General features: G+C 53.7%; 17 protein-coding genes. 5 read left to right on the plus strand and 12 right to left on the minus strand.

Annotation, left to right across the window (positions count from 1 at the left end):
• Window positions 1-183 precede the first annotated feature (183 nt).
• From ACO0LH_RS10930 to ACO0LH_RS10950, 5 genes are all read right to left on the minus strand, one after another.
• Window positions 184-2,223: a sodium:solute symporter family protein gene (locus ACO0LH_RS10930; RefSeq protein WP_422941100.1), complete on the minus strand. Its 2,040-nt coding sequence runs from the start codon at window positions 2,221-2,223 to the stop codon at window positions 184-186.
• Between the two features lie 4 nt (window positions 2,224-2,227).
• Window positions 2,228-2,473: a DUF4212 domain-containing protein gene (locus ACO0LH_RS10935; RefSeq protein WP_422941101.1), complete on the minus strand. Its 246-nt coding sequence runs from the start codon at window positions 2,471-2,473 to the stop codon at window positions 2,228-2,230.
• Window positions 2,474-2,510: 37 nt separating this feature from the next.
• Window positions 2,511-4,046 carry a sensor histidine kinase N-terminal domain-containing protein gene (locus tag ACO0LH_RS10940; RefSeq protein ID WP_422941102.1) on the minus strand — a complete coding sequence of 512 codons (1,536 nt, stop codon included), beginning with the start codon at window positions 4,044-4,046 and terminating at the stop codon, window positions 2,511-2,513.
• 13 nt (window positions 4,047-4,059) lie between these two features.
• On the minus strand, window positions 4,060-4,806 hold the full coding sequence (locus ACO0LH_RS10945) for a response regulator (protein WP_422941103.1): 747 nt from the start codon (window positions 4,804-4,806) through the stop codon (window positions 4,060-4,062).
• Window positions 4,807-5,115: 309 nt separating this feature from the next.
• Window positions 5,116-7,479 carry a TonB-dependent receptor domain-containing protein gene (locus tag ACO0LH_RS10950; protein WP_422941104.1) on the minus strand — a complete coding sequence of 788 codons (2,364 nt, stop codon included), beginning with the start codon at window positions 7,477-7,479 and terminating at the stop codon, window positions 5,116-5,118.
• Between the two features lie 452 nt (window positions 7,480-7,931).
• Between ACO0LH_RS10950 and ACO0LH_RS10955 the strand changes: the two genes are divergently transcribed.
• From ACO0LH_RS10955 to ACO0LH_RS10975, 5 genes are all read left to right on the plus strand, one after another.
• Entirely contained in the window at window positions 7,932-10,904 is a 2,973-nt protein-coding gene (locus ACO0LH_RS10955) for a TonB-dependent receptor plug domain-containing protein (RefSeq protein WP_422941105.1), read from the plus strand.
• A 277-nt stretch (window positions 10,905-11,181) separates the two neighbouring features.
• Window positions 11,182-11,808 carry a 2-dehydro-3-deoxy-6-phosphogalactonate aldolase gene (locus ACO0LH_RS10960; protein WP_422941106.1) on the plus strand — a complete coding sequence of 209 codons (627 nt, stop codon included), beginning with the start codon at window positions 11,182-11,184 and terminating at the stop codon, window positions 11,806-11,808.
• 132 nt (window positions 11,809-11,940) lie between these two features.
• Window positions 11,941-12,318, plus strand: a complete 378-nt coding sequence (locus ACO0LH_RS10965) for a BlaI/MecI/CopY family transcriptional regulator (protein ID WP_422941107.1) — start codon at window positions 11,941-11,943, stop codon at window positions 12,316-12,318.
• Window positions 12,308-13,582: a M56 family metallopeptidase gene (locus ACO0LH_RS10970; protein ID WP_422941108.1), complete on the plus strand. Its 1,275-nt coding sequence runs from the start codon at window positions 12,308-12,310 to the stop codon at window positions 13,580-13,582. The genes ACO0LH_RS10965 and ACO0LH_RS10970 overlap by 11 nt, the downstream gene beginning before the upstream one ends.
• A 78-nt stretch (window positions 13,583-13,660) precedes the next feature.
• Window positions 13,661-14,350: a hypothetical protein gene (locus ACO0LH_RS10975; protein WP_422941109.1), complete on the plus strand. Its 690-nt coding sequence runs from the start codon at window positions 13,661-13,663 to the stop codon at window positions 14,348-14,350.
• Between the two features lie 19 nt (window positions 14,351-14,369).
• On the opposite strand, the gene ACO0LH_RS10980 is transcribed toward ACO0LH_RS10975, so the two are convergent.
• The 7 genes from ACO0LH_RS10980 to ACO0LH_RS11010 all read right to left on the minus strand — a co-directional run bounded on the left by ACO0LH_RS10980 (window position 14,370) and on the right by ACO0LH_RS11010 (window position 21,718).
• A complete protein-coding gene (locus tag ACO0LH_RS10980; protein WP_422941110.1) occupies window positions 14,370-14,825 on the minus strand; it encodes an NIF family HAD-type phosphatase in 456 nt (151 codons plus the stop codon).
• Window positions 14,826-15,059: 234 nt separating this feature from the next.
• Entirely contained in the window at window positions 15,060-15,416 is a 357-nt protein-coding gene (locus tag ACO0LH_RS10985; protein ID WP_422941111.1) for a hypothetical protein, read from the minus strand.
• Window positions 15,417-15,674: 258 nt separating this feature from the next.
• On the minus strand, window positions 15,675-17,141 hold the full coding sequence (locus ACO0LH_RS10990) for an N-acyl-D-amino-acid deacylase family protein (RefSeq protein ID WP_422941112.1): 1,467 nt from the start codon (window positions 17,139-17,141) through the stop codon (window positions 15,675-15,677).
• A gap of 2 nt (window positions 17,142-17,143) precedes the next feature.
• Window positions 17,144-18,448, minus strand: coding sequence for an amino acid deaminase (locus ACO0LH_RS10995; protein WP_422941113.1), 1,305 nt, complete (start codon window positions 18,446-18,448; stop codon window positions 17,144-17,146).
• 11 nt (window positions 18,449-18,459) lie between these two features.
• The gene (locus tag ACO0LH_RS11000) at window positions 18,460-19,545 is read right to left on the minus strand and encodes an ABC transporter ATP-binding protein (protein WP_422941114.1); all 1,086 of its coding nucleotides are present in this window, start codon (window positions 19,543-19,545) and stop codon (window positions 18,460-18,462) included.
• A 188-nt stretch (window positions 19,546-19,733) separates the two neighbouring features.
• Window positions 19,734-20,504 carry an SDR family oxidoreductase gene (locus tag ACO0LH_RS11005; RefSeq protein ID WP_422941115.1) on the minus strand — a complete coding sequence of 257 codons (771 nt, stop codon included), beginning with the start codon at window positions 20,502-20,504 and terminating at the stop codon, window positions 19,734-19,736.
• A complete protein-coding gene (locus ACO0LH_RS11010; protein ID WP_422941116.1) occupies window positions 20,501-21,718 on the minus strand; it encodes a hypothetical protein in 1,218 nt (405 codons plus the stop codon). The genes ACO0LH_RS11005 and ACO0LH_RS11010 overlap by 4 nt, the downstream gene beginning before the upstream one ends.
• Window position 21,719: the final 1 nt, after the last annotated feature.

Consider the following 21,719-nt stretch of genomic DNA (forward strand, 5'->3'; position numbering starts at 1 on the left):
CTCGCGGTTACGGTTCAACTTAAGCATATCAAGAAACGTGCCAGTTCAGCTTCAATGCCAACTGGCGTGTCGGCAAACAGCGACAGTCTGAAAAAAACGCTGACAGGCAGCTTATACTATTGCGCAGCAAGGCAAGAGTGCCGTTGACGTTCAGTAACGACCACCGATCGCATTTTATCGTTTTTACTCAGGTGCGCGGATGAAATCGACCAACTCCATGGTTTTTTGATCCGGCTTGGGCGTCAGATAACTGACTACCAGCATGCTGATAAACCCTGCCGGCACCCCAAATACACCCGCTGAAATAGGCGCAATATTAAACCACTGATTCCCGGCACTGCCGCCAAACAGCGGATGGGCGTACAGCATGTAAAACACGCACACCACAAAGCCCGTGATGATGCCGCAAATTGCTCCCTGGCGATTTGCCCGTTTCCAGAAAATACCCAATACCAGCGCAGGAAACAGGGTAGAGGCCGCAACAGAAAATGCCGCCCCCACCAGCGACAAGATATCAGCAGGCTTTAGTGACGCCACATAGGCCGCCACCAGTGCGACAACCAGCAAAAATAATTTCGAAATCGTCACGCGCTTCTGGGTTGACGCCTGCGGGTCGATGATCTTGTAATAGATGTCATGCGACAGGGAATTCGATATCGTCAGCAACAGGCCATCAGCCGTCGACAGTGCCGCCGCCAGGCCACCCGCAGCCACCAGGGCTGAAACCACATACGGCAAACCGGCAATTTCAGGCGTGGCCAGTACGACGATGTCGCCATCGAGCACAATTTCTGCCAGTTGCACGATGCCATCGTGATTGATATCGGTGATCGTCACCAGTGGATTGACACGGTCTATGCTGGCCCAGTAAGTGACCCAGGAAGGCAGTTTGGAAAATTCTGTGCCCACCAGTGAATTATAGATATCGTATTTCACCAGTATCGCCAGCGCCGGTATGGTCAGGTATAACAGTGTGATAAAAAACAGCGACCAGAATACCGAGTCGCGGCTTTCCTTGACCGAAGGCGTGGTGTTGTAACGCACCAGCACATGCGGCAGGGCGGCAGTACCCATCATCAGGCACAAGACCAGCGCCATGAAGTTATTGCGTTTGTTATCGGATTCTTTCTGGTCTTTGGCCGCATAGGGCGTGTATTGCGAAAAACCGGGTTGGGCCTTGGCGAGATAATTGTTTCTGGCATCGTTCCAGCGGCTTTGTGCCTCCTGTGGCGACTTGGGATAATTCGCCAGGACCCGTCCGGCTGCTTTTATTTCCAGCAAAGACGCATTGCCGGATTTGAGGTCATCAAGCTTGTTTTGCAATTCAAAGCGGCCTTCTTCCCATGATTGCGGCAACTGCTGTATTTTCTTTTGTAACTCATCTGCGCGCTGGCGGTAAATGGCCCTGACCTGCTGCTCTTTCGGGTCATTGGCAAACTGTTTTTCCTTGTCGACCAGGGCCGGCAAAACAGCGCCATAAGAAAACTGTGCTACCGGGCTATGCGTATGCTTGATCGACAACCAGGCCACCGGTATCAGAAACGCGATAATGATGATGATGTATTGCGCCACCTGCGTCCAGGTAACAGCACGCATGCCGCCCAAAAAAGAACAGACCAGGATACTGGCCAGGCCCAGGAAGATGCCGACCGAAAAATCCACCCCCGTGAAGCGCGAAGTGATCAGGCCCACGCCATAGATTTGCGCGACCACATAGATGAAAGAGATGAATACCGTGGCAAACACAGCCAATATTCTGACCACATTGTTTTCGGGGTGGCCGGCAAACCGCTCGCCCAGAAAATCCGGTATGGTGTATTGCCCGAATTTGCGTATGTAGGGCGCGATCAGCATCGCCACCAGGCAAAAGCCGCCCGTCCAGCCGATGATGTAGGCGAGGCCGTCGAAGCCCTGCAAATACAGGCCACCCGCCAGGCTTAAAAAGCTGGCCGCCGACATCCAGTCAGCGGCGGTGGCCATGCCGTTGAAAACAGCGGGTACACGACGCCCTGCAACATAATATTCAGAGATATCTGATGTGCGGCTGACGACCCCTATGCCTGCATACAGGACAATGGTTGCGAACATGAACAGATAGCCTATCCATGCGCGTGGCACACCTTCTTTTTCCAGTATCGCCAGGCTGATCAGGAACACAAAAAACAATAGCGTGTACCACAGGTAATAAATCGTCAGTCTTTTGGTAAAACTCGCTTGTGCCATAGGTTTAATGGTCCCTTTGCTGGCGGCTGATGAGATGCATGCCTATGGAATAAATGGCCAGGATAAGGACAAAACTCAGCGTCAGGCCCTGCGCCGCCATATAGAAAGAAAAAGACCAGCCAAAAAAATTGACTCCATAGAGTTCCCGGGCAAAAAACAGCACGCAAAAGCACAGTGCCGCCCAGACAAAGAGCAGGGCGGTAGTCAGTCTTCTAGTGTAACGCCAATACTGATTTTTACCTGGGGTCATTTTGTTTGCCGGTTCATGGTCCATATTTTAATGTTCCCTATTCTGCAAGCTCCGCCGGTAGTTCATCAGGGTGATTCATCGTGAACGAAATACTGAACAGGCAGCCAGGGAAAGCAGGGTCTTGCGGATGCGGGTTATCGGAGATGCTGATTTCCGCCTCATGCTGGCTGGCGATTTCCCTGACAATGGCCAGACCCAGTCCGCTACCCTGTACATTGCTGCCCAGGATGCGGTAGAAACGTTCGAATACGTGTTCTCTCTCTGCCACCGCAATGCCGGGGCCATTGTCTTCCACTTCCAGTACCGCCAGCACCATCATTGGCTGCTGCTGGTTCAGGCTGACGCGCACGGTCACGCTATGTCCCTGCGGGGTGTAGCGCAAGGCATTGTCGATCAGGTTGCTCAGCATTTCTCTGAGCATCAGCGGGTTGCCAAATATCTGCACTGGCACATCATGCTGTTCAAAACCCAGGTCAATTTTCTTTGCGAATGAAGTCTGTATCCAGTCATGGACGACATCGCGGGCGAGATTGTTCAGGTTGATCTGTTCCAGCGCCTGGGTGGCAGGCGTCTGGTTTTCTGCACGGGCCAGGGTGAGCAATTGATTTACCAGCCGCGTTGCCGCTTCAGAACTGGTGGCCAGTTGCAATAGCGAACGGTGTATCTCATCCCGGTCAGTCTGCCGAAGCGCCAGTTCAGACTGCATGCGCATGCCGGCCAGCGGTGTCTTCATCTGGTGGGCGGCATCGGCAATGAAGCGCTTCTGGATGGCGATGGTTTGTGCGAGGCGCTCCAGCATTTCATTAAGCGATTTCACCAGCGGCGTGATTTCTTCCGGCACATGGCGCGAGTCGATGGGGCTCAGGTCATCCGGGCGGCGCGCACGTATGCGTTGCTGCAATTCTGCCAGTGGTGACAGCCCACGGCTCAGCGCAAACCAGACCAGTGCCAGCGCAATCGGCAGGATGATGAATTGCGGCAGTATCACCCCCTTGATGATCTCATTGGCCAGCAAGGCCCGTTTTTCCAGGGTTTCTGCTACCTGCACCAGTGCCAGATGGGGTTCTGCCCCTTTGCGGCGACCCTGCTTGTTCAGGTCAATATAGCTGTAGGCAATGCGGATATCGATACCGCGCAGATTGGCGTTCCTGAGTTGCACCGTACCGGTCAGCGGCCTGTCGTCTTCAGCGGGGGCCGGCAGGTCGCGGTCACCATCGACAATCTCCCCTTTGGCATTCTTGATCTGGAAATAGATATTGTCGAGATCATCGGCCCGTAGGATGTCGCGCGCCGGATTGCTTAACTGCGTCAGTGTCTGGCCATCGACTTCCTTGACCTGTTGCGACAAGACCAGCACATTGTCTTCCAGCGCACGGTCAAAGGGCTGGTTGGCAATTGACTTTGCCACCAGATAGGTGATGGCGATGCTCATTGGCCATAGCAACAAGAGGGGGGCCAGCATCCAGTCGAGGATTTCTCCAAACAGTGAACGCTGTATCTTTTCTTCCAGTTGTTTGCCAGGCTTGCGTGGCACGTCCTCAGGCACATCTGCCAGCTTTGCCTTGGCTACCATGCCTGCTGTCCTGTCATTTTTGTTCAGATTCTACCGGTGGCAATGGTGTCACCAGGTTTGCCGGAGTTGCTGGAGGGGTCGGAATTGCCGGGATGAAGAATTTTTCCAGACAATAGCCCAGCCCCCGCACCGTGGCGATGCGAACACCATCAATTTCTATCTTTTTGCGCAGGCGATGTACATACACTTCTATGGCATTATTGCTGACTTCTTCGCCCCATTCGCATAAATGGTCAACGAGCTGTTCTTTCGACACCAGACGGCCTGTGCGCTGCAACAGCACTTCCAGCAAGCCCAGTTCACGCGCCGACAAATCCAGCATCTGGTCGTGGATATAGGCGATGCGGCCAACCTGGTCATAAGTTAGCGGCCCGTGTTTGATGACTGTCGGGCCACCACCGGCACCACGGCGCGTCAGGGCGCGCACACGGGCTTCCAGCTCTGACAGGGCAAAGGGCTTGGCCATATAGTCGTCTGCACCCAGATCCAGTCCCTTGACCCTTTGTTCGACCGAATCAGCAGCGGTCAGGATTAATACCGGCAGGCGCGAATTTCGCGCACGCAGGCGACGCAACACTTCCAACCCGCTCAACCTGGGCAGGCCAAGGTCGAGTATCAATAAATCAAAGTCCTGTGTGGACAGTGCCGAATCGGCTTCTTCCCCGTTGTTGACGCAATCGGTGGCATAACCGGATTGCCGCAGCGAACGGGTAAGACCGTCGGCCAGTACGCTGTCGTCTTCCGCTAATAAAATACGCATGATGGTTCGATGTCTGGGTTGTCTCGTTGTGATTGTATTGCCTTAGTAGCATTAAATGCGGATGGCATGGTACTTGAACCATCCGCTTTAACATGCCGCATGCGGGCAAACATTTATTTGATCTGCGTCAAATTCTTGCTGCGCTGTCATCCTGCAAATGCATCTGACATGGCCAGCGCAGCGTTTTACAGCCAGCGCAGCGTTTTCATCACTTTAACCCAAAACATGGTTCAGCTTTGCTTTGCGCGTGATATATCTGCAAATCAAAAAGCGTTTTTTGATTTGTCAGTTTCCCGCGACAGGCCAGCGTCAGGGCCTGCCCGGCGGTGGCGTCTGGCCAGGTGGGCGTGTGCCGCCAGATGTCGGGGAGCCACCAAAACGATATGACAGGCCGATATAGATCAGGCGGCCATCATAACGCCTGATACTTCTCTCTTTGAGTATATCCGTATCGATCTGGTTTTCGATCTTGTTGGAATTGAAAACATCGGTCACGTTCATGACGACATTCAGGTTTTTTGTGATGTTGTGGCGATAGCTGAAATTGGCGGTTGAGTTGGGCTGGCGATACCCTTCGCCGGAGGCGGTGCGCCCTTGCGTATTGAGGCTAAGTTGCAGGTTATCGTCATCCGTGAACTGGTAATTAAATCTGCCGCGCAAACTCAGGGATGTCGATGGATGATGTACTTCCTGCCCGGCGGTATTGACATAGATTTGTTCACCAAACAGGAGGTTGCCGCTGGTGTTGATCGAGAATTTAGGCGTGACCTTGCCGCTCAGGGTAAATTCCAGGCCGCTGATATGGCTGCCGCCACCATTGTCCAGTGTCGTCAGCAACACACCATCTGGTAACAGCGTGCGGCGATACAGGATGGCATCGCTTTCATTGCGGTAATAGCCGCGTATGTTCATGTCCAGCTTGCCAACCCTGGTTTCATACGCGAGTTCAAATGAATCGGTCTGGGCGGGTTTCAGTTTTGGATTGCCGCTGGAAACATTCAGTTCGTCACGGTATACCTGATAGGGATTAAGTTCACTGGCCCCGGCGCGTCGTATGCGGTGCGCATAACTCAAGCGCAGTGTCGTATCGTCGGTCATCTGGTAACTGGCAAAGAAACTCGGGATGTAATTGATGTAATGATTGGTCGCTTCGATATTGCTCGTCAGTTGTTGAAGATCGATATGCGTATATTCTGTCCTCAAACCTGCGAGCACGCCCCATTTTTCATTGAGCCGCAACTGGTAGGAGCCATAGACGGCCAGGTTGCCTTCATCGAGGCTGAAACGGTTGGTGCGGGAAGCATTGACAGTCTGTATGCTGCTTACCGGGTCGATATCAAAATAACTGGTATCAAATTCGCTTTTATGGTCGGCGATTTTATAGCCGAGCTTGATCAGGCCATCACCATCAGGACGCTCATAATCACCGGTGAAGTCAACGATCTTCACTCCCGTTTTATTGTCTTGCAGGCTGTGTCTGTCAGTGACAGAACCGGGGTTGACGGCATACACGTTGGCATAATTATTTTCACTGGCATTGTCAGATGAAGAAACCCGCAAATCCAGCTTCAGAGTTTCACCATTGATGTCACCTTTGTGATCATAGCGGCCACCCCAGCTGTAATTATTGCTGTCCCCCTTGCGCAGGCTGGTACGCACGTAGTCGCTGATCAGCGCATTGTCCGGGTTATAGGTCTGATAATGATCTTCGGATTTTTGATTATTGCTGCGCAGTGAATAGGAGAAATTCGCACCCAAAGTATCTTTGGTGCCCAGGTTATAAGTCAGCGTTGCATTGATGCCGGAAAAATCATTGAGGCCCTTTGCGGCGGATGTCTGTGTATTGTGGGTGCTGGTGCCAGTCACCGGGTCCAGGCTGTCACGGGTGGCGTCACCGACAGAATTCCGGCCATCGTGGCGGAAGTTGAAACCACCCTGTATGCCAAACGCACCTTCATGATAGCTGCCAGAAACGGCGCTGTTGTAACGACCCGCCGTACCGGCATTGGCATTGACCACGCCAAAACCGCCAGGCTGGCGCGTGCGTTTCATGACCAGGTTGATGATGGGTCCACCACCGCCTTCATTGCCGAACTGCGCCCCCGGGTTGTTGATGACCTCGACCGAGTCGATATCATGCGATGGCATGGCCAGCAGGGACGCACCGCGGTTATCGCCCTGCATCATCGCCGACGGCTTGCCATCAATCAGAATCTGCACCTTGGTGCTACCACGCAGGCTGACCGTGCCATCAGGGTCGACCGACACCGAAGGCACATTGTTCAATGCATCTGCTGCCGTACCGTTGGTGCTGTTGACATCAGATTTCACATCATAAACCTGGCGGTCAATACGGTTGACTGGCCGTTCAGCCGTTACCGTGACGGGTGGTGCTTCCACTACCGGTGGCGTGGCTGGTTTTATTTCTGTCTTGGCTTCAGGCTTGGTTTCGGCCTTGGCAGGGGCTGCGGGTTTGCCACCTGCATCAGGTGTTGCCGCTGCGCCAGGTGTTGCGACTACGGGTGGTTTTGCCGGCTCGGTACTGGTCTGTGCCAACACCTTGTGCGAACACAATATCTCAGCGAAAAACAGACTCAGCAAGAGGGCAGGGTTTTTTTGACTGGCGGCAGGTTTGATCTGCGTCGCAGGGATATTTTTTTTGTAAAGTTTCATAAATTTGCCGGAGGGAAGCCGCGCCCGGCCGCAAGACCATCAGAGTGCAGGATTTTACAGCAGTTCAAAATACATCCTTGACGCGATGAGCACGTTTGCGCATTCCGTTACAAATTACTCCGTTTCCAAAGCTATCTCCAGCGCCATCAAATTTAGCTAAACGAGGAGTTAAATATATGTCGATGGCGTGACATGCGCAGACGACTTAGACTTTTTCATGTCAGATCAATAGATGTTTTATGGAAGCGCTTCACAAGAGCCAGCCAGACACCTGAGTGATTTTGACTAGCAAAGCATATTCAGAATTCCCGTACCAGACCAGGCCAGACGAGCCGAGTTTGCCAACTTCATCATGAAGCTGTCAGGCCCCGTTACGCCTGCTGGCCGGGTGTGTCAGCCACCAAGAGATCAAAACCATGCAAAACAGAAAAATCAAAATCCGAGAGACAGTGATGACGCGTACCCTGTGGCTTGCCTTCGGCAGCATGATGTTGCCGCTGGCAGTGCAGGCGCAAGATGCCAGGCCAGACGCAAAACCCGACAACGTGAAAGAAGCAGACAAGGGCAGCCAGCGTGTAGAAATTACCGGCAGCAGCATCAAGCGCATCGACCAGGAACAGTCTTCGCCTATACAGATCGTGCGCCGTGAACAGATAGAGCAGATGGGTGCCAATACCCTGCAACAGGTGCTGGCCAACATCAGCGCCAACGTGCCTGACCTCAAAGATTCGCAAAGCCTGTTTACTGGCATGGATGGCGCTTCATCAGCCAATTTGCGCGGCCTGGGTACACAGGCCACCCTGGTTCTGCTGAATGGCCGCCGCCTGTCGAGCTATGGGGCGACTTACGGTTTCCAGTACCAGTTTGTGAATATCGATTCCATTCCCGTTGATGCGATAGAACGGGTGGAAATCCTGGCCGATGGTGCGTCCGCCATTTATGGCTCTGATGCGATTGCCGGTGTCATCAACGTCATTACCAAGACCAATTATCGTGGCCTGGATGTCCGCATGAACGGGCAGAAGTCCATGAAAACGCATAGCAACGGCGAATATGGCGCTGCCGTGACCTATGGCTTTGGCGACCTGGCGACCGACAAGTTCAATGTCTTTGGCTCGCTCAGCTATTACCAGCGTGATGCCGTGTACCTGCCTGACATCTTGTCTTCGATACCGGACAGTTACTATCAATACCATCCCAGCTTCCTGACCAATATGCGCATTGCCGAAGGCAGTGGCCCTGGCGTGCTTAACCCTGGTACTTTGTTTGCCTTCAGCAATGTCGGCACCAACCGTGCACCGGCACAAGGCTGCCCCACGCCCTTGTCCCTGAAAGCCGATGGCAGTAACACCACTTGCGCCCTCAATACCCTGAACCTGGGTAAATTCTGGGTACCCTCATCCAAGCGCACCAATGGTTTCTTGAGTGCCCACTATGACGTGAATGAGAATGTGCAGGCATTTGCCGAACTGGCACTGACCCATATCGACCTCAGCACCTCGGTGGGCCCACCTAACTTCAGCAGTGGTGATTATCCTTCCTGGTATGCGCGCAATACCGGCGTTAACCTCAACACTCTGACTTTCCCGTATTTATCAGCCAACAATCCCTACAATACCCTGCCTGCCAGATTGCAGGGCAATATGGGCGGCGTGGCCGGTTTGTCGTATCGCTTCCTTGATGCCGCAGGTCTGGCGAAACAAAGTACTGTGGATGATGAGTTCCGCCTGGTTACCGGCCTGAAAGGCACTACCGGCCGATGGGATTGGGAAACCGCCCTGACACTGGCCGGTACGCACAGCGTCATGAACCAGCGTGGCAGCAACCCCAGTGTCAGCGGTTTGCTGGCTGCATTCGGGCCTTACACCAAAGACCCTAAGACCGGTTACACCCTCATGAGTGATAACCCGGCCTATAAATTCGGCGTGGATAATGCCAGCAACCGTGCCCTGCTGGAAAAAATGTACCCGAATGTGCAATATCCGTCGTGGGACAAGGTTGCCAACCTGGATGGAAAAGTCTCTGGCAAGATCGCTACCTTGCCAGCCGGTGATGTGATGATGGCTGCTGGCTTCAACCTGAATTATGAAAACTATTCCAGCCCCGGTGATACCGCCGCAGCCAATGGCGATATCTGGTGGCAGGGCGGCTCATGGTTCAAGGGACAGCGCACCAGCGAAGCCCTGTTTGCAGAATTTCTCGTACCTGTCACCAAAAGCATAGAAGCAGACTTTGCCATACGCGACGACAAATACCCGGGTTTTGACAATAACATCGTACCCAAGGTCGGCCTGAAAATACAGGCACTGAACAGCCTGCTGTTGCGTGGTACCTATTCAGAAGGTTTCCGCGCGCCCAGCCTGGCAGAATCAGGCACGGGCGGTATCTATGCTGTCAGTTCGGTACAAGACCCGGTACGCTGCACACAGACCAATGCCATCGCGGCGGTGTTGATGAAATCAGCGAACCCGAATGATGTGACCACCGGCAGGAATTTATTGAATTCCGAATGCAGTGCCTACAACATCGGTGGTGTCACCAGCCCCAATGCAAACCTGATGCCGGAAAAAGCAAAAATCTCCACCATCGGTTTTGTGTTCCAGCCGACCAAGGATTTTGATATTTCTGCCGACTATTATTTTATCAACCGCAAGAACGAAATCAATGCGGAAAATTATAATCAGCTGCTCGAGCGCGCCATCACAAAATATGGCCCCGATGTGGGTGATGTACCCGGCGTTCTGTTGCGCACACCCATCTCGCCACAAGACAAGGCCAACCAGGGGCAGGCCGCCACAGTATGTGCAGCCAACCCTGGCCTGTGCAGCAAGCTGCCGGTATATACCGTGGGCCTGATGGGCGGCATGATAGGCAGCTATATCAACCAGTCGCAAACCCTGGTTGATGGTTTTGATGTCAATGCCAATGCCCGCTTTGCTCTGGCAGACTATGGCCGCCTGACGCTGGGCCTGCAAACCACGATTGCCCGCCGCTTTATCGTCAAAGGTGCAGATGGTGAATGGCAGGAGAATTCCATCGGCTCCTACAATACGCCCCGTATCACCGGTCGCTTTTCAAGTAGCTGGAATTATGGCAACTGGGACGTCAGCCTGGCCGCCAATTACACCGGCCCGCAAAGGCTGCAAGGCGTAGGCGGCTGGTATGACCCCTCCTTTGACCCTGACTCTTGTGAAACCCGTCTCGATACGCCAAAGTCTTTATGCAGCAAGGGCATCGCATCCATTACCACGTGGACGAGCAATGTGTCCTGGAAGCCGCGCAAGGACATCAAGATCGACCTCAATATCCAGAACCTGTTCAACAAGCAACCCGAGTATGATCCGCGCGGCACGTATGGAGTGAATAATTATGATAATTTCCTGGGGCGGTTGGTGAAGCTTTCGTTTAATTATCAGTTTAAGTGATTGGCTGGTCGTAAGGTTTTTTCATCATGTTGGCATGGATTGCTCCCTTCAAAGAGCAATCCTGATCCCGTCATTCCAGGCCAAACGCATGCCTGGAAATAAAATCAAACCACCGCCGTAATCAGTGGTGTAGGTTGGGCTACGTTTCATCAGCCCAACACTGGACGTTGAAAACACGTACTCACTTTTTCATAAACTGCAAAGCAAGCCAGAAAACCAAATAGCAATCCTCCAGACAGTAGTAAGATAAACACATCACGCAACCCCTCATCACACCATGCCCACACCAAACACACTTGCCACTTATCTGAGCAAACTCCCGTTGATCGCCATCCTGCGCGGCATACAGCTCCATGAATGTGAAGAGATTGCCCTGGGTCTTTATCAGCAAGGTTTTCGCTGTGTGGAAATTCCCTTGAATTCCCCAGACGCATTGCGCAGCATTGGTCTGTTGTCGCAGGCATTGCCAGCCGACTGCCTGCTGGGCGCAGGTACGGTATTGACCAGCGAGCAGGTATCGCAGGTGCAGCAGGCAGGTGGCCGCTTGATAGTCATGCCGCATACTGACGTGGCCTTGATCAGTTTTGCCAGGCAGCAGGGCATGGTATGCCTGCCGGGTGCTGCCACCATCAGCGAAGCTTTTGCCGCCTTGCATGCGGGAGCAGATGGCCTGAAGCTTTTTCCATCAGAAAGTGTACCCCCATCGGTATTAAAGGCATGGCGCACCGTGCTGCCAGCAGACAGCCTGTGCCTGCCTGTTGGCGGCGTCAAACCCGCAGGCATGCATGCGTATTTGCAGGCAGGGGCGAATGGCTTTGGCCTGGGGGCAAGCCTGTATCAACCGGGCTGGTCTGTGCAGCAGGTCATGCATGCCGCCAGCGAATTTGTTGTTGCGCTGGCCTGAACATATCAGCAATTTCCAGGTAAGTAGTCCTACCACATTCGTTGGTAATATTTTTTCTTGACTTAAGCGATTACAAGTGTAATCATTGTTTATCGATTACATCTGTAAATGATTATTGCATCAGGAGGCTCAATGAAAAATATCGCCATCAGCGAGGCAGAATCGCTAGTCATGGAAACCCTTTGGAAGCAGCATCCCCTTGCTGCGGAAGAAGTCTGCGCCATTCTGGTTCAGCAGCAGGACTGGCAAGAGGCCACGGTCAAAACCTTGTTGAACCGTCTGCTGAAAAAGGGCGCGATCACGGCAGAAAAAGAGGGCAGGCGTTTTTTGTATTCACCGGTTTTAAAACGCGAGCACTGGCTGATGTCAGAAAGCACGGGTTTTCTGGACCGCATGTTCAATGGCCGCATCGCACCTCTGGTTGCGCACTTCAGCGAGCAAAAGAAATTATCCAGCGAAGATATCGCAGAATTGAAACGCCTCATCAGGGAGCTGGGTGATGATCAATAATTTATTGCAGACAGGCATACTCGCCAGCCTGGTCATCAGCGGCCTCATTGCGCTTATCCTGCTTGCCAGGCTGCCGCTGCGCAAACTGGCAGGTGCAGGTATCGCTTACCAACTTTGGGCCACACTGCCACTTGCCTTGCTGGCCATAACAGTGCCGCGCCATGACTATCTGGAAATGGCAACAAGTCTGAATGTGCCTGTGAACAAATTGCTGGCGACAGCGACCACATTGGACGCGCAGGCCATCAGTGCCTGGCCTGCCATTTTTATACTGGTCTGGCTGGTTGGCAGCCTTGCCATGCTGGTGTTATTCGGCGTTGCGCATCGGCGGTTTTTGCGCAAACTGGGCAGGCTGACTGAAGATGAAGGTGTTTATCTGGCGAGCGGGCTTGATATCGGCCCCGCGCTGGCGGGCTGTTTTAAACCCAAGATCATCTTGCCCGGCGATTTTTTTGAACGTTACAGCGCAGAAGAACAAACCCTCATCATCCGGCATGAGCAAGTGCATCTGCGCCGCGGCGATGTGTATGCTAATTGCCTGTCTGTATTGCTGCAATGCCTGTTCTGGTTCAACCCGCTGGTGCATTTTGCTGCCAGATGTTTTCGCCTGGACCAGGAACTGGCCTGTGATGCCAGTGTCATCGCCCGTTACCCGCAAGCCCGGCGCACTTACGCCGAAGCCATGCTCAAGACACAGTTTAGTTTTACCCCCAGCGCCCTGGCTTGCCACTGGCCTTCCCACCACCCTTTAAAGGAAAGAATCATGCAACTGCAACAGTCCACACCCAGCCTGCTTAAACGTGCCACTGCCTATGCCTTTATCTGTGGCCTTGGTTGTGCCAGTGCCTACAGCGCCTGGGCTGCCATGCCCGCCAGCACGGTCGTCAACGAAACAAAGCAAGCGAAGGCAGTGGCCAAGCCCGGTGTCATCAGCTATCTTGTCAACACTGATATCAGTATCGGCGGAGAGAAAATATCACCCCGCGTCATGGTAGAGCAGGGTAAGCTGGCTACCATCAGCGTGACATCAAAAGAGCAGCAAGCCAAATGGGATATCAGCTTCAGCCTGGTGCCTGCACCTACGGACAAATATAAAAATTCCGTGACGATCTCAATGATAGTCAAGAAAAATGGCGCATTGGTGGCAGAACCGAAACTCATCACCGGCCTGAACCAGACCGCCACATTGCAAAAGGAAACACCTGACAAGCAAGAAGACTTTGACATCAAGATGACGGCCAACGTGGTGAAAAATCCCGGCTGATTTGCCAAAAGCTGGCAGCCTGCTCTGTTAGAATCGACACGCATTTTGTTGAATCCAACTTATCCTGAGCGGGCTGCCATGACATTCATATTGAACAAATTCTTCTGCGCCATCCTGCTTGCAACGGCCGGTGTCACACCTGCTGCCATGGCCGCTCCCGCCAGGATATGCTCAGGTGACGTGGCTTTGCAAAAACTCGAAGGTTATTGGAGCACCACACATTTTCTTGATCTGCTCGATAAGCAAGGTGTGTGGACAACGGCGCTGGAAGCGACAGACAGCCAGCAAATCGCCCTGAACATCAAGGCAGGCCGGATCAGTCAAAACCTGGCCTGGCACGAAGGCGATGAAAGCAGCTATTGCCTGCGTCAGGAAGGCGACAAAATCTGGCTGCTCGCCAATGATACAAAAAAACCGGAACAAGGCCCTTATCAGCGCCTGGGCAAACTTGATCAGTCTGAAGCCAATCTCTACCTGGCCCGCCTGATACAAGGCTGTTTTGTCAGCGAAGAGAAAGAGCAGTGGTGCTTTACCCGTGGTGCGCTAAGCATCAATGGCAAACCCGCAAAGGCAACACTGGAACTCGATATGTCTGAACTTGACCTGTACGGCACACCCCTGCGCGTACAGGGCCGCAAGCTGCCATTCTGGTATCTGGTCAAACGTACTGATGGCTGGGCAGTGTTTGAAGATGATTATGCGAGCAATGAAAAACGTGTGCCGGTTGACCTTCAAAAAACAAAACCCTGGCGTATTTTAAGAAAATGATATTTGGCTGAGTAAAGTGTCATTCACGCTGATTTCCTTCTACAGCCAATTTCTCAAGTTTCTGTAACACCTTGAGCAAGCCTTTATCTTCATCAGAATACGGATAATCAAAATATTCTATCTGCATCCATTGTGCGGTTTGTCCCGGGTGCACATAGATTTCAAAATCATCAACCAGAATGACATTGTTCACTGCCGCATCAGGAATAAATTCGAGGTTCTTGGTCTCGCCCTGCCAGTGAACATATTCGATATCAGAAAACCATGCGGGAGCCATACCTTCTTCCACCAGCAATCTGGCGATTTGACGGAATTTTTCTTCTTTGACCGTCGTAAACATGACCATCCTGGGGAACAATGTGGCACAGCGTGTCAGGAACTGATGTAAACCTGGGCGGGGTATTTGGCTCATGGCATTTGAGATTAAGGTACCCTCCAAATCCAGTGCCAGGACAGTGATCTTCATTTTTATCATTGAGGAGTTGATGAATACCTTAACAGTGTCACATTAAAGCTAGTTCGAACACAATAAAAATTCTTTGCTCCATCTGATGACATGCATTGACTTGTATTCAAATATTTGAAATTGATAAACTGCATCTATATAAAAAAAATTCCCCTCCCCAAAAAAAACGACGCAGCATTCAATATGAATGTGCGTCGGTTTCTTTAAGCAGCAGCCCGGTTATGGGCTGCCTTTCCTAGCAGATTATTTGGATGCCGCTGGCGTAGATGCAGCCTTGGTATCTTCCGCTTTCATGTCTTTTTTCGCTTTCGCATGTTTTTCATGCTTGACGTGTTTTTCAGTTTTTTCTACCGGTGTGGCAGCTTTTGTTTCTGCTGCTGGCGCTGTTGTTGCCGGTGTTGCTGACGCTGCTGGTGTCGAAGCAGAAGCGGATGCAGAGGCTGCTGTCACTTTTGCAGCGGGGGCCGATTTGGCGACGCTGGCAGCGGCGGCTGATGCAGCAGGTGCTGTTTTTACCGGTGCGCTAGCTGGTGTCTGTGCAAAGGCGCTGCTACCCATAACAACAGTGGCGGCGATGAAAGCGGTGATGATTTTGTTCATGATATTTTCCTATTCCTGTTTGGGTTTGTTTGCTTGCTTTTGTTTATCGTAGTCAGCCTACGTAAGCCAAAAACGCCCCCGGTGACATCTGCGTTGACGCAAAAAACAACAGTGATCGCTGCTTAGTGTTGCAGTTCTAAACGCAGGGCTGGCTGTCAACCAAAACCAGCTGCCATGCGTTACGCGCGTGTGAGGGCAGGAAAATCCATCATTCTCAAGGTAAGACTGGTGTCGTAGGGTGCGTCGCCGTAGGGTGCCTTAGTCATTCTGTGCATAGCGTTCATCCTGCCTGCGCAAAACCTTGCCAGCGCGTTTGCCAGTCAGCTTGCCGGCTGCCATGGCGATGACGCCATTCACCAGTACCCACAGCATACCTTTGGCGGCTTGTTTGGGCTGCGCAAAAGTGGCAGCATCACTGATCGTGGCTGGATCAAAAATCACCAGGTCGGCCCAGCAGCCGCAAGCGATGCGGCCACGTTGTTTGAGACCGAAGTGATCGGCAGACAAAGTTGTCATGCGGCGTATCGCTTCTGCCAGGCTAAACAGTTTTTCTTCGCGCACATAATGGCCAAGCACCCGGGGGAAAGCACCCCACAGGCGCGGATGTGGATGGGCATCATGGGGCAGGCCATCAGAACCTATCATGGTATGCGGATAGCTGAGCACGCGCTGCACATCATCTTCCCGCATCTGGAAATACACGGCACCGGCAGGGTGCAGGCGGCGCGCGGCTTCTTTTTGATCGACTTGCCATTCAGCGGCGATATCGGCCAGGTCACGCCCCGACATGGCCGGGTAAGGCTCAGAAAACGTCACCATGATCCGGATGACACCATCAACATAATCAGGGTCAAGCACGGTGGAGCCAGCGGCGTAGGGGTAGGCATCCAGCCCCACGGCCTGGTTGCGACGACGTTTGCTGATATAGGCCAGTGTCTCGGTCGTGCGCCCCCAGTTGGCCGGGCCTGCGCATTTGTGATGCGAGAGTATGACCGGCAATTTTGCCGCTTGCCCGGCATCGCAGGCTTCTGCCAGGGCATCCATGACGCCATTGTATTCATCACGTATATGCGAAGTGTAGACGCCGCCAGCCTGGGCGGCGATTGTGGCCAGGGCGATCACTTCGGCATTGTCTGCGGCCTTGCTGGTCTGGTAAAACAGGCCGGAGCTGAAACCCAGTGCCCCAGCCTGCATGCCTTCTGCCAGCAGGTTTTGCATGCTGCTGATTTCGGTAGTGCTGGCTGGGCCTGTCCAGTCAGCCATGGCATTTACGCGCAGGGTGGAGTGGCCTATCAGCATGCCGACATTGACGGCGGGTTCGGCAACCGCGACGGCTGCGGCATAGTCGGCCACGCTGGCAAACTGGTAGTCTTTTTGCGTGCCTATCAGCGACAAGGGGGCAGGCACGGCAGCACTGGCTTTCAAGGGGGCAAGGCTGATGCCGCAATTGCCGGTGATGACCGTCGTCACGCCTTGCGTGAGTTTGGGCTGCATGGCTGGCTGTTGCAAGGCTACCCTGTCATCATGGGTATGCACATCAATAAAGCCAGGTGCCACGGCCATGCCCTTGGCGTCTATGATGTGCTGCCCTTTCAGGCTGGCAGGGGCGGCGATGGCAGCGATCTTTTGCCCGCGTATGCCTATGTCGGCAGGGTAGGGCGCACAGCCGCTGCCGTCATAGACCTGGGCATTGCATATCACCACATCATATGTAGTGTCTGGCATGATCAGAATATCGTATTGATGGCAGACTGCACGCGATAAGCATCATCGACCACCAGCATCAGCGGCCATTTGTCAAAGGTCGTGCAAGGGTGGGAAATACCGCAGGCAATCAGGTCACCCACCGCCAGGGTCTGGCACAGGCCACTGTCTTTGGGCAGGCGCAGGTAGGCATGCTGGTCATTCATTTTTTCTATCTTGCAGCCGGCAGGGAGGGGAAACGGTGCGCTGGTGTGGCCGGGCTTGTGTGTGGCAAAAGGCAAAGGCATATCGATGTCGTATGATGCATCGCGCTTGCCCATGGTCAGGATGGCCAGGTCGTTTTCAGGACGCGACTGCACCATGCTCCAGACTTCCAGTGCGGGTCGCAAACCACCGGCTGGCAAGTCTGCAACACGGCCATGCATTTCTTCCACCAGCCCATGATAAAAGCCGTGATCATGCGTGACATAGCAACCGCTGCGCAAGATGGGGAGCAAGGGGCGCGAAAATTTCAGCCCGGCGGCAAATTCAGCACCGACAAGGTCAAAATAAGCACTACCGCCAGCAGAGATCACTATCTCTGGCAGGTCAAATAATTGTTCACGGTCTGCCTGCTGGCACAGGGCCAGCATATCCTGCAAAAAGTTTTTCACTTGCAGCAGGTCTTGCTCGCGTTGCTTGCTGACCAATAAGCCTTCATAGCCTTCTATGCCTGCCAGTTGCAGGTAAGGGCTGCGGTGGATATGGCGTGCCAGTTCCAGCGCTTCCTGCCTGCTGCGGCAACCGGTACGGCCACCGGCAAAGCCCAGCTCCACCATCAGGGGCAGTGGCCTTTGCAAGCCTGCTTCACGCACGGCGTCTGCCAGCATGTTCACGCCTGCGATGGAATCGCAGAGCGCATAAAAAGTGAATTCCGCATCGTCAGCCAACAAGGCCAGGGCAGAATGAATATCGCTCTTGCTGATGAGCTGGTTGGCGATGATGACGCGTTTGACGCCAAAACGCTGCGCCACACGCATCTGGTTGACATTGGCCAGCGTCATGCCCCAGGCGCCGTTGCGCAACTGCATGTCAAACAGTTGGGGGCTCATGGTGGTCTTGCCATGCGGCGCCAGCACGATATTGCGGCTGGCGCAAAAAGCCTTCATCCATTGCAGGTTATGTTGCAGGGCACTGTCTTTCAGCACAGCCACAGGGAAGCTGGTATCGGCATTCAATACGTTCCAGCCTTGCGCGCCCAGGTCTTTTTGCAGCAGCGGGGCAGTCAGTGCCAAACCCTTGGTGCCGGGTAACAGGGCTTGTTCAGTCAGTGATGTCAGGTTTAGCATGGGAAATTCTCTTAATTCAAACGTAAGCCGCTTTGGCTATCAAACAGGTGACAAAGTTCAATCGGGAAGTGTAAAGGCAAACGCTCGCCAGTTGCTATCTGCATGCGCTCACGCGTGGCCAGGCAACAGGGATGTCCGTCGAGTTTGCCATACAGATACGTCTCGGCACCGGTTGGTTCTATACTGGCTATGCTCATCGCCAGGGGAATGATGCCGGATGGCTTTGCCTGTACATGCTCAGGCCGTATACCCAGCGTGACAGCCTGACCTTGCTGCGCGCCAGATGCAGGCACAGGCGAAGGTACAGGTATGCGCAGATTGCTGGCCGTGCGCAGGCAAGGCTGGCCTTCTTCCATGCTAAGGATGCCTGCGATCAAATTCATGCCGGGTGAACCGATGAAACTGGCGACAAACAGGTTGGCTGGCCTGTCATACAAATCCAGCGGCTTGCCGACCTGCTCTATGCGCCCGGCATTCATGACGACGATGCGGTCACCCATGGTCATGGCTTCGATCTGGTCATGGGTGACATACATGACGGTATTCTTCAGGCGCTGGTGCAGGGACTTGATCTCGGCACGCATCTGCACGCGCAGCTTGGCATCAAGATTCGAGAGCGGCTCATCAAACAGAAACAGGGCAGGCTCGCGCACCACCGCACGCCCCATGGCGACACGCTGGCGCTGTCCGCCAGACAGGGCCTTGGGCAGGCGTTCAAGGTAGGGCACGAGATTGAGCATCTTCGCTGCTGCTTCTATGCGTGGCCTGTAACTGGCCTCTGGCTCCCTGCGCAGCTTGGGGCCAAAGGCGATATTTTCATACACGGTCAGATGCGGGTAGAGCGCATAACTCTGGAACACCATGGCTATATTGCGTTGCTGCGCGGGCAAATCATTGGCCCGCTGACCGGCTATATAGAAATCACCGCCAGTAATCTCTTCCAGCCCCGCCACCATGCGCATGAGCGTACTCTTGCCACAACCCGAAGGCCCGACCAGCACCACGAATTCACCATCGGCAATGTCCAGATCTATGCCATGCACAACCGGGGTTTGCTCATAGTGTTTGACGATGTTTTTTAACTGTACGGCTGCCATGCTTGTTTCCTGGTAATTTTGGGGAAAGACCTCTCAACATAGAGACACAGAGGGGGCACAGAGGTCACAGAGAACTGCAAAATCGATTTAAGGTTTTCTTGGGGTTTTGCATTTCTTGTTTTTTTGTTTTTCTCTGTGCCCTCTGTGCAAACTCTGTGTCTCTGTGTTGAAAGGTCTTCAACAACAATTTAAATTTCCTCTTGCGTCAATTCCATGGCCATCACGCGGTTGCCTGCCATCAGGCCGCCGTCTACTGGCAGGGCGACGCCGGTGATCATGCGTGCTGCATCAGAGGCGAGGAACAGCACAGCATCGGCAATATCATCCGGTGTGGCAAAGTCTTGCAGCGGATACCATTTCTTCAAATCTTCAAACACCTGCGGGTTTTTCTCGGCACGGGCTTGCCAGGCCTGGGTTTTTACCGTGCCGGGGCAGACGATGTTGGCGCGTATGCCATGCTTGCCCAGCTCCATTGCCAGTGCCTTGGTATAGCTGATCAGGCCAGCCTTGGCGACGCTGTAGGCGGGGTGGCCTAGCGAAGTCATGCCATTGACTGAACCGATGAGGACGATATTGCCCTTGTGTTTTACCTGCATGCCGCTGCGCACGGCTTCCACACTGTAGAAAGTACCGTTCAGGTTCAGGTCCATGTCCTGCTTCCAGCTGTTTTCTGTGGTGCTGGCCAGGTTCAGGCTTTGTGCGGCACCAGCGTTGGCGACCAGTACATCGATGCTATTGCCTTGCAGGGCTGCTGCCAGTGCGGTTTGCAAGGCGGCCGCGTCAGTCAGGTCAGCAGCGACGGCGACACAGCTTTGTTGTCCCAGTTTTGCCACCTGCGCGTCAAGTGCGGCACCCGGCAGATCCTGGGCATATACCTGGTCGCCATTGGCGATAAAGCGCTGGCACAGCACGCTGCCTATGCCGCCACACGCACCGGTGATGAGTACATGACGTTTCATGCTGTGTCCTTTCCAAACTGGCTGTTGAGTGTCGTCGCCAGATGAGCCAGTTGTTTTTGCGGCAGCAAGCCATAGTTGTAGAACGCAAAATCGCTGATGCCCAGTTCACGCAAGCCGGTGATGGCGGCATCCAGTTCTGCACCAGTGTTGAGATCAGGGTAACCTGGCCGCAAGATCGCGCGTATCTTTTCTGGACGATTGCCTGTGGCATGCAGGGTATGGCGCGCATCATTGATGACGCGGGTAGCGCTGGGTTCATAAAACGGCACTTCCAGGTAATCTGCCGCATTGGCCAGTGCAGCCAGGTCGCTGCCTTCCTGCCAGCAATCAGCCGTTGGTCTTTGTACCGTGGGGATGACAGCCAGTTGTGTTGCCTTGGGCAATTCTGCGGCGATCTGGCTTACCAGTTGGGTGACGCGACGCTGGCGCAAGGCGATGAAGGCACGCAGCTCTTCATCCCTGAGCAAGTCAGCCTGTATCCAGTCTTGTGCCTGATGCGTAGTGACGGGTACGGGGTTGGCGAGGTAATCATTGATATTGCCGGCAATGCGCTGTTGCACAGCCTTGATCTGTATATCCTGTTCAGTCGCGGCACGTTGACAGGCATCGCAAAAGCACATACCCAGCATGACATCCAGCCAGGCATTCGAAGGCATCTGGGCAAATTCATGATGATAGCCATGCGCATAGGGTTGCCAGCCCGGGCTTTCGAGTATCAGGCTGCTGAGTTCATATTGCTGCGCCAGGTCAAGACAAACAGCGCGCGCATATTCCAGCACCGCTGGCTGCATCGGGCACAGGCTATACACATAGCGGTCACCAAACACATTTTGCGTCGTCAGATGTGGGTAAGCGGCACCCAGGCGGCTGTTATGCAGCAAGACTGTCCAGGCATGGACACGCAGACGGCCATCGGCCAATAAACCTGCCAGCACATTACGGGTAGCAGCATCGCTATGTGCTTGCGGTTTAATTTCGCCATAAAGCGCCTGCTGCGGTTCAAAATACAGCACGCCATCTTCAGGGAAAATCACCTTCGGCCCCTTGCGTGCATGTGGCCGCAAGAATTTACCCGCATGGTAGCTGCAAGCCAGGCTGACATCGGTGATGCCCATGGCCAGCGCCGCATCGACAAAGGCTGTCACGCCCATATCCACAACATCCCAGGCATAAACATAAATTGATCGGTAAGCAGTATCGATTTGCATGTGCATG

Source organism: Undibacterium sp. TJN19 (assembly GCF_049339485.1).
Lineage (GTDB): Bacteria > Pseudomonadota > Gammaproteobacteria > Burkholderiales > Burkholderiaceae_D > Undibacterium.